Consider the following 8,459-nt stretch of genomic DNA (forward strand, 5'->3'; position numbering starts at 1 on the left):
TTTGGGTTGTGGAAATGGTGGGTTAGACTGGCGTCAAGTAAGACCAATGATAGTAGAGGCATTCCAAACCTTAGATGTAACAGTTCATTTATATGAGCCAGCAGGTGCACCACCACTAGAAGAAATGATTGTGCGTACAGCAAAGCCTAAAATGACACTAGGAAGAGCTCAATTATTAGCAGCTATGTCTCGTTACGCTGGTCCAGGTTATCGCATGTCATTGCTAGAAGTACAAAAAATTGCTTACTTTTTGTATGAAATAGGCGCTTTGAATAGGCTTCAATTTGAGAAACAGCGATATGGTCCTTATGCAGAAAATCTTAACCATGTACTTCAAGCACTTGAAGGTCATTACATCAGAGGTTATGGTGATCGAACCCAAGGGGCTGAAATTTATTTACTAGACGGTGCAGCAGAAGAGGCTGAGAATTTCTTAAGTCATGATGAGGAAGCATTAAACAATTTACAACGGGTAGCGGATTTAATGTATGGTTTTGAAACACCTTATGATTTAGAGTTATTATCAACCGTTGGATGGGTTCTGAAAGAACAGCCTTCAAAAGCAAAAGACAAATATTTTGTGGTGCAATCGGTTCAAGACTGGAACGAACGTAAAAAGAAAATATTTCCTGAAAATCATATCATTCAAGTTTGGGATTATCTTGTCAATGAAGTGAATTTTTCTTAATGGTAAATGTGTGATCGCCCTTAGTTGGCGATCACCTTTTGACCTAGCATGTATAATATCGGTACTAGTGGTATAGCGGTACACAGTTATTGGAATAGAATTTGAAGGTCTATAAGTAAAATTTTTTTTATTTTACACAATGATATGTAAAAGTGTCATGAGTTTCTTCCTATTATATAGGGTATAAATCACTTAGTGATCAAATGAAAGTAATGTAATTATAGATTGAGCAATTGAACAGCTATTTTTGATTATGTATTGAACTCCTACATATTGGAACATTTACTAGTGATTTTGTATTGAATAACTTTTTTTACCAACAAGCAATGCCTAAATTTGTTGGTATCATTCGTTTAATAAGTTTATAAATTTCTCGTTAGCTTTAGGCGATTAACGAAACGTCTGTAACTGTTGAATTAGTAGAAGCTCCAGCAACAGAAGCAACAGCTGGTTCTTTCGTTGTTTTAGCTAACGGAGAAGCTGTTGAAGTAACTGAAGCAACTAAAGTAGCTTCAGATTTAACAGGCAAAACTTATAAGTTAACAATTGCTTCTTTAAAAGGTAAAGAAGGTACTTTATCTGTAAATGGTGCTGAAAAAGCATTTGACTATAAAGCTCCTGAATTATCAAAAGTAGAAGTTAAAGATAACAAAACGGTTGTATTAACATTTAATGAGAAATTAAATGCTAGCACAATTGCTAACATTGAAATCTATAAAGAAACAGTAAAACTTGATAAAGCAGCTACTGCTTCTGAAGTATTAAGTGCAGATGGTAAAACAGTTACTATTACTTTAAAAGCTGATACAGCAGCTAATAAATTAACAGTAGCTGATTACAAAGTAGTATTAGGTGCTACTGGCACTGAAGTGAAAGATGCTGCAGGTAACCCAATTTATGCAGGTACTGAAGTATCATTCCGTCCAACTCAAGCTGAACTTGAGCAAGTAAAAACTCCAGAAGCAGTAAGCGCTTCTTATGATAATTCACGTGGTAAGTTAACAGTTACTTATGATGCTGTAGGTACAGTAACAGATGTAACTAAATTATCAGTAAATGGCGTAGCATTAACAGCAGCAGATACAGCTCAATTAAATAATAACGTTTTAACAGTTACTCTTGGTGAAACTTCTAAAGCTGCAGTAAACGCATTAACTGAAGCGTTAACATTAACAGTTGCTAAAGATGCTGTTAAAGTTGGAGAAGTAGGTTCAGCTGAACATACTGTTGCAGTTGAAGCAATTACTCCGGCAAAATTATTAACAGCTTCTTACAACGAAGAATCTAACATTTTAACTCTAGAATTTGATCAAAAAGTAAAATCTCCAGATTTAGCTAAAATTAATTTTGGTACTGCTGATGGTACAGCAACAGCATTAACAGGTGCTACTGATAAAGAAGCAACAGTTACTGAAAAAGCTGTTTGGAATTACGAATTAAATAATGCTGGTGTAACAGCAATTGAAACAACTTACACTGACAAAGCAGCGATTAAAGTAATTCTTGCTGACGAAGCTGTAACGAATGTTTCAGATGCAACTGTGAAAAGTGCAGCTGTAGCTTATGAAAAAGGCATCGCGGTAACTTATGTTAAAGATGAAACAAAACCAACTTTAGAAAAAGCTTCATTCAGTAGCGTTGAAACTGATATTAAATTTAACGAAGCATTACAAACAAAAGCTGGAGATATCATTATTGATACAGCAGAAACAGCTACAGATAATCGTGTAACTATCACAGCAGATGATTTAACTCAAGATCTTACTGACAAATCTCTTTACACAATCGCAGCTGGTGTAAATAAAACTAAATTAACTGCTTTATATAACTCAGGTAAAGAAATTAAAGTATGGTTTGCTAAAGATGTATTTACAGATACAAACAACCTTAAAAACGATGCTTTAACATTCGCAACAGGTTTAGCATTTGAATATGCTGATTTTGACCGTCCTGAATTATCAGCTGCATATAGCTCAGCTAAATATAAAGTAATTGATAACACTCACTTAGAAGTTAAGTTCAATGAAGTAGTAACTAAAGAAACAGCTGAAAACGTTTCTAACTATGTAATTGAAGGTCCAAGTGCACAATTACAAGTGGTATCTGCACAATTACAAGCAGATAATCAAACTGTATTAATTACGACAGCAGCTTCAGTGAACAATGTTGATTATAACGTTTCAATTTCAGGTGTTAAAGATAAAGCTGGTAACACAATGAATAAAGATACGTTCACTTACAAAGGTACATCGACAGTTGTTGATACGAAAGTAGAAGTTGCTTCAGTAACAGTTACTGCTCCAAAATCAGCTAAGGATGATACAATTGCTGTAACATTCACAGTTGATGCTAATGCTGGATTATCAGCGTCAGCAACACAAGTTGCAAACTACCGTATACTTGAAGCTACTACTAACGATACATCTGGTTGGGATGCAGCAAAAGAAATCTCTTTAACTGGTGCAGAAATCACAGTAGCAGGTAACATAGCTACAATTAAATTAGCATCTAACTTAACTGATGGTAAGTTCTATAAAGTAATTGCATCAAATATTACGGATACATTAGGAAATGCTATTGATACAGACCCAACTAAAAATACAAAAGTATCAGCAGCACTTTCAGCAACTGCAACAGCATTGACTGCGATTGCACAATCAAATACTAAGGAAGTAGTATTATCATTTGATGGTGCTTTAAATCCAACAGAAGCTGCTAAAACTACTAATTACACAGTAGCAGGTGCTTCAATTCAATCAGCAGTATATAGCTATGATGAAACAAAAGGAACTTCTAAAGTTACTTTAACTTTAACAGAAGCTTTAAAAGCATCAGCAGCAACAACAGTTAACCTTAAAAACTTAGCTAGCAAAGCGGTTACTGGTACACCAACACCTGTATTCACAGATACTGTAGCTCCTAAAGTGAAGTCTGCAGAGGCGAAAATCGTAGCAGGTAAAGAAAATGATGAATTAGTAATTACATTTGATAGCAATGATGTATCTAAAGCAGCATTTGACGCAGGCATTGGTTCAATCACATTAAAGGATTCAAAAGGTAATTCACATGTATTGAAAAACGATTCAGATTTAGCGACTGTAGCATTTACTGATGAATCAGATGCTGATAAGGTTGACAGTGTGAAATTCACATTCAATAAAACTGGCGAAAAAGCACTGAACTTACAAGCTAATGAAACTTATACAGTTGATGTAGCAGACTTTGTAGATGCTTCAGGTAATGAATTAGTTACAACAACAGTGAACGTAGCATTTACTGCTGATTCTGATAAAGTTGGACCAAAAGCACAGGTATTAGCAATTACTTCTGGAACTCAATATACTCTAACATTTGATGAAGTAGTAAATACTAAAACATCAGCTGTTCGTGGTAATTATGTACTTGAATATTCTGCAGCAGGTGACTTTAAAGATACAGTTACATTACAACCAACATTCTTAACAACTACAGATGATACAGTTGTATTTAACTTCGCTACAGCACCAACATTAAATGGTGGTAAAGTACGAGTTAAATTTGTAAATATCGAAGACTTAGCTGGTAATAAACAAGCTGAAGAACAAACAGCTGAAGTAGCATAGCAGTGAAGACAGTAACACCTGTAACACCACCAGCACTTTCTTATACTAATATTACAGGGACTAAAAATTCACCAATTACATCTGTAACACCATTAAATTCAAATTCTACAGTAGTGACAAACTATGCAGTAAAATCTGAATCAACATTACCAAATGGATTAACTTTAAACACATCTACTGGTGAAATTTCAGGTACACCAACAGTAGATTCTACTACTCCAGTAACAATTGAAGCATCATATGATGACAATGGAAAAACTAAAACAGTAGATGTAACAGTAAATATTACTATTAGTTAATGCTTCTTGATAAAATCAAACGAAACGTTACTCAATAAGTTAGATTACTAGCGAAATGAGTGGAACTTAGCCTTGTGACTTAAGACAACTTAGATAATCTCAAAGATTTCTAAAATGTGTTTAAAAGCTCACAAGGCTTTTTTCTAACTGTTAGAGCGTATTAATAGGTGAAATTCCTATTCATGAAATATCAGGTGCCTGGCACCCACACAATTCAGACACTATTCTGACAATTCATTAGAAGTTGGATTGGAAAGGAGGAACTAACTTTCTGGTTGGTTCTTTCTTTTTGTATATATTCGGGGAGGGGTAAAGGAATGAGTATTGAAAAGCAACATTTCACTGCGGAAAACTATATTTTATTTGAGATTAAAGGCTTTAATAATGTGATTTTAAACAATCCTCAAAAAATAGAGTTGGATGATTCGATATTTCGAGAAATCTTGATTAATGATAAACTGAGTGAAATTACACTATATTTTGATGAGGACACAAATAAAGAAATAAAGGAAATTACACAGTATGCTCATTCAGTTATTTTTGAAATTGTAATTCGGTTTATATTGAATAGCGAAATTGATGTATCTTCCCCCGACTATAAAGTAAAACTAATTCGATTTGATGGGAAAGATCAAACAGAAATCACCTTAAATGATCGAATACCTTTGCGTGAAGAATTTAATTTCATTCGAAGCTTCGACTCAATGGATTTTTTGAAAGAAGTATTAGCAGGTGGAAAATTGATAAACTCATCGAACGCGCTACTCTATCGTAAACTTTTTAGTATAATGAAGAACACAGATAGAGTAGTTAAATACATGGTACTATATGATTTTCTTATGGAAATTGTATCTGAAGGTAAAGCTAGAAAAGAGCAAAAAAACGTATGTGATTTTATAAAAGCTCAAGGGTTCGATAGTGGATTTAATTCAATTGGGTTTAGGCAAACACGTCGAACTGGAATGAGTTTTGAAGAAGATGACTTTACCTATTATAGAAACGAAATAGCTCATGCGGAATTTGAAAATGATTTTAATAAATATGAGAGTCTTTCTTCATCCATAACGAATACTATAATTAATAAATTAATAGAAGTAATTCATTGTGCAATAAAATGTTTATAGCATTTAATATGAAGCCGCTGCCACCACTCAAAATATGCCGAAAATATCGGGTGCCTGGCACTCATACAATTCAATACAATTCATGAAAATGCATGATGTGGCGGAACAATAAATACAGGGTGCCTGGCACCCACACAATTCACTACAATTCATAAAAATACAGAATATCGGGTGTCTGGCACTCGCACAATTCACTACAATTCATGAAAATGCATGGTATGGAATATCGGGTGCCTGGCACTCACACAATTCACTACAATTCATGAAAACGCTTGACGTGGTGGATGAAAAGTGGGGAGTCCTTCGTGGGAGCAATCTTGCGAAGGACTTCTTTTTGTATTTACAGCAATATAAATCCATTTTACTTGTCGAATACAACGATAAACAGCATGTTATCATAATTGTGCTAATTTCATCTGCTGATATTATAATGCTTGACACTTTTCTTTTTACAAAACACAAATGCCGAGCGAGCGGCTTTTTTACTTGGTTTAATACGGTCTACCGATTAAAATATAAGTAAGAAGGGATTGATAAATGTGAAGAAATATTTACTTGCTTTAGGTCTAGGTTCAGTATTACTGTTAGGGGCTTGTTCAGAAGATACTGGAGAAGAAGAGAAGGAAGGCACAACGACATTAGTGCAACAAGAGCAAAAAAATGAACAGGCAGAAGAGCATTTTGCCGTGGTTGAAAAGTTTATTAAAATCGCTTACTTTGACGAAGGTACGTATGCTGATTTTGTAGCGTTACATGCCGATCCTACGGCAGCTAATACAGAAGAAGAGTTTACTACTTTCCGTGATACTACAACGGCTGAGGATCAATTCCCTGTGGATTCTGATAGCGTTGAAAAAATGATGAAACACCTTGTTGCTGTACCGATTGACGAGACACATGCCGAAGTCTATTGGGTGGAAGATAAGAAAAAAGCAACAAAAGCCGATGCTACCTATGTATGGCAACTTGTTGATGTGAATGGTGCTTGGAAAATTGGAGAGTGATATCAGGTGCTTAGCACTGGCATAATTCACTACAATTCATAAAGATACATGACGTGGTGGATGAAAGTGGAGGAGTCCTTCGTGGGAGCAATCTTGCAAACGACTTCTTTTTGTTTTCATTGCCAAAGCTAGTTTTGGCAATGTAGCTTGGTATACAGTTGGTGTTAGCCATAGATGATTATTTAGATTAGAGAGCATCCTCTAGATTTAGTACTGAGGAAATGTAACAATAAAAAATTCAAGCATATATTATAATCATGAAGCCAAGTAACTATCGGTAACGTATAGCGCTCATTCTCTTACAAGGAATGGGCGTTTTTATGTTGCCTAAAAAATATGGAGATGGGCTTTTTATGTATACTACGATTCAACCTACGCAACAACTGCAATTACCTATCGGTGTCAAAGAGGAAATCCTGCCACAAGCTCGTAAACGTGTGGCAATTGTTTCAGTAAAGTTAGTCAAAGAAGCAAGTCTTTATTACGCTAACCGTACCATTCGTAATCCACGTGACGGGCAACTAAAGGAACGTCCCTACGACATGTCACATCCTGTGACGTTAGGGACGCAATAGCATCCTGCTACCGGAGAATTTCTAGGAGATGTGGACCGTGAACACTTTGTCGTACTTTGTTTAAATGTCAAGAATCAACCGACACATATCAACATCGCACATATCGGAAGTTTAAATGCAAGTGTCGTCCATCCTCGTGAAGTATTTAAGCCTGCTATCTTAGCTAATGCCGCAAGTATTATGGTATTTCATAATCATCCTTCTGGTAACCCAGAACCAAGTCCAGAGGATATCGAAGTAACCCACCGCTTACATCACGTTGGAGAGTATGTCGGTATTCAAGTAATCGACCATATTATTATTGGTGAAGGTGACCGTTATACGTCATTACGAGAGCGAGGGCTATTACATGCTTGATTACTTCTTAACAGGACTTGAAGCTCTCGGTTATGATGCGGTGGATGAACGAATGATTGGATATGAATGTTTACAGCTTTATGCTGAGGAGATTGATGATACCATCTTTCCACTGACATTACTGACTTCACTTAGTAGTCCACTTACTACATGGAGTTTTACCTATGTTCCTGAAGGGACAGCCCTTACAATTGAATTATTTTTGATTGACCGTAGTGAATATGCCTTAGCGCCTTTGATGCGGTGGTATGTGAACGGCAAGGCGATCCTATGCCCAACTCGTGACAGTTCTTTACGGTAACTCACGCCAGTAGTTGGTCTATCATTTTGCCTGCCACAAAAACTGATATAGCACATGGAAAGGTGGTGATAACCCCCTTCATAAACTCACGACGGTATTTAATAACTGACGTGAATCGCAGCGTTTATGGCATCTTGGGCACATAACCGTTAGCACTCACCTTAGGAAAAGGAGGTGACACACATGGGCTGGGAAAAGATTATTTTAACGACGATTATTACGGTAGCAACCGCTATCGTACAAGAAATGGTGGATGACTGAGTACATTATGATGTAACGTGTGCCTTTCCTGTAGGGAGAGGTAACACGTTATTTTTTTAGGAGGCAGATAAAATCGTAAGACCAGCTGACTTAGGCAAAGCCATAATTTCTCCTTATAATTGGGGTATGGTAAAATAACCTTTATAGGTTAAAAGTGAGGTGACAAGTTTGGCAGATACTATCCTACTCTACCATTTAACACACATCAATAATTTGCAGTCTATTCTTCAAAGAGAGAGCTTATGGTC

The 8,459-nt window shown here is 35.9% G+C and carries 9 protein-coding genes; 8 read left to right on the forward strand and 1 reads right to left on the reverse strand.

Annotated elements, in window-relative coordinates; all coding sequences use genetic code 11:
- A partial coding sequence (locus DDE80_RS13040) for a macro domain-containing protein (protein ID WP_108308322.1) occupies positions 1-688 on the forward strand: 688 nt, incomplete at its 5' end.
- A gap of 382 nt (positions 689-1,070) precedes the next feature.
- On the opposite strand, the gene DDE80_RS15185 is transcribed toward DDE80_RS13040, so the two are convergent.
- Entirely contained in the window at positions 1,071-1,217 is a 147-nt protein-coding gene (locus DDE80_RS15185) for a hypothetical protein (protein WP_161952340.1), read from the reverse strand.
- A 16-nt stretch (positions 1,218-1,233) separates the two neighbouring features.
- Here DDE80_RS15185 and DDE80_RS13045 point away from each other — a divergent pair, with 16 nt between their 5' ends.
- The 7 genes from DDE80_RS13045 (at position 1,234) to DDE80_RS13075 (ending at position 7,950) form a co-directional block, all read left to right on the forward strand.
- Entirely contained in the window at positions 1,234-4,290 is a 3,057-nt protein-coding gene (locus DDE80_RS13045; protein WP_282432401.1) for an Ig-like domain-containing domain, read from the forward strand.
- Positions 4,291-4,292: 2 nt separating this feature from the next.
- The gene (locus DDE80_RS13050; protein ID WP_108308326.1) at positions 4,293-4,589 is read left to right on the forward strand and encodes a putative Ig domain-containing protein; all 297 of its coding nucleotides are present in this window, start codon (positions 4,293-4,295) and stop codon (positions 4,587-4,589) included.
- A 317-nt stretch (positions 4,590-4,906) separates the two neighbouring features.
- Entirely contained in the window at positions 4,907-5,713 is an 807-nt protein-coding gene (locus DDE80_RS13055) for a hypothetical protein (protein ID WP_108308327.1), read from the forward strand.
- A 539-nt stretch (positions 5,714-6,252) separates the two neighbouring features.
- The gene (locus DDE80_RS15335; protein WP_201261538.1) at positions 6,253-6,717 is read left to right on the forward strand and encodes a hypothetical protein; all 465 of its coding nucleotides are present in this window, start codon (positions 6,253-6,255) and stop codon (positions 6,715-6,717) included.
- Positions 6,718-7,070: 353 nt separating this feature from the next.
- A complete protein-coding gene (locus DDE80_RS15700; protein ID WP_345788853.1) occupies positions 7,071-7,292 on the forward strand; it encodes a hypothetical protein in 222 nt (73 codons plus the stop codon).
- A 30-nt stretch (positions 7,293-7,322) separates the two neighbouring features.
- Entirely contained in the window at positions 7,323-7,649 is a 327-nt protein-coding gene (locus DDE80_RS15705; RefSeq protein ID WP_345788854.1) for a JAB domain-containing protein, read from the forward strand.
- Positions 7,642-7,950, forward strand: coding sequence for a hypothetical protein (locus DDE80_RS13075; RefSeq protein WP_108307362.1), 309 nt, complete (start codon positions 7,642-7,644; stop codon positions 7,948-7,950). The genes DDE80_RS15705 and DDE80_RS13075 overlap by 8 nt, the downstream gene beginning before the upstream one ends.
- The last annotated feature ends 509 nt before the right edge of the window (positions 7,951-8,459 follow it).

Origin of the sequence: Metalysinibacillus jejuensis (genome assembly GCF_003057615.1) — a bacterium.
GTDB lineage: Bacteria > Bacillota > Bacilli > Bacillales_A > Planococcaceae > Metalysinibacillus > Metalysinibacillus jejuensis.

What these genes read in the sequence shown, in the direction of transcription:
- DDE80_RS15700 (WP_345788853.1), top strand. Translation starts at nt 7,071, where the DNA reads ATGTATACTACGATTCAACCTACGCAACAACTGCAATTACCTATCGGT.
- DDE80_RS13055 (WP_108308327.1), top strand. Translation starts at nt 4,907, where the DNA reads ATGAGTATTGAAAAGCAACATTTCACTGCGGAAAACTATATTTTATTT.
- DDE80_RS13075 (WP_108307362.1), top strand. Translation starts at nt 7,642, where the DNA reads ATGCTTGATTACTTCTTAACAGGACTTGAAGCTCTCGGTTATGATGCG.